At 72.0% G+C, this 758-nt stretch carries 1 pseudogene and 1 riboswitch; the pseudogene reads left to right on the top strand.

From position 1 onward, the window contains the following. The first annotated feature begins 65 nt into the window (after positions 1–65). Positions 66–152: riboswitch (ZMP/ZTP riboswitch) on the top strand. A 24-nt stretch (positions 153–176) separates the two neighbouring features. Further along, positions 177–758, top strand: a pseudogene (gene purH, locus HMPREF0058_RS11470) (bifunctional phosphoribosylaminoimidazolecarboxamide formyltransferase/IMP cyclohydrolase); the annotation flags it as partial.

Raw genomic sequence — 758 nt, 5'->3', positions numbered from 1 at the left:
TTTGCCGGCTACCCACCGCCGTCGGCCCTCCTGCCACAGCCCGCGGGGAGAGTGCGCGATAGACTCCACCCGGTCGCAACTGGCGAGGGTGGGGTACCACCGGGGAGCGACCACGATCCACCGAAGGGGCGTCGCCCGCCTGGGCGCCCTACCGACCGATCGCACCAGGAGAGCGCATGGCTACGCCGTCGTCCGTCCCCACAGCCCAGGCTGTGCCCACCAAGCCCGTCCCCACCGAGGGACTGATCAACCCCGAGCAGGTCCCCGTACACCGGGCCCTCATCTCCGTCTACGACAAGACGGGCCTGACCGAGCTCGCCAGCGCCCTCGTGGAGGCCGGCGTCGAGATCGTCTCCACCGGCTCCACCGCCGCCACCATCGCCGGAGCCGGCCTGCCCGTCACGCCCGTCGAGCAGGTCACCGGCTTCCCGGAGTGCCTGGAGGGCCGCGTCAAGACCCTCCACCCCCGCGTTCACGCCGGCATCCTCGCCGACCGCCGCAAGCACGAGCACATGGCTCAGCTGAGCGACCTGGAGGTCACCCCCATCGACCTCGTCGTCGTCAACCTCTACCCCTTCACGGACACCGTCGCCTCCGGCGCTCCCTTCGACGCCTGCGTCGAGCAGATCGACATCGGCGGGCCCTCCATGATCCGCGCCGCCGCCAAGAACCACCCGGGCGTCGCTGTGCTCACCGACCCCGCCGAGTACGCCGAGGCCGCCCAGGCCGTCGCCGCCGGCGGCTTCACGCTCGCCCAG

Source organism: Actinomyces urogenitalis DSM 15434 (assembly GCF_000159035.1).
Classification (GTDB): Bacteria; Actinomycetota; Actinomycetes; order Actinomycetales; family Actinomycetaceae; genus Actinomyces; species Actinomyces urogenitalis.
The sequence above is the reverse complement of the archived record's forward strand: the minus strand, read 5'-3'. Positions and strand labels throughout refer to the sequence as shown.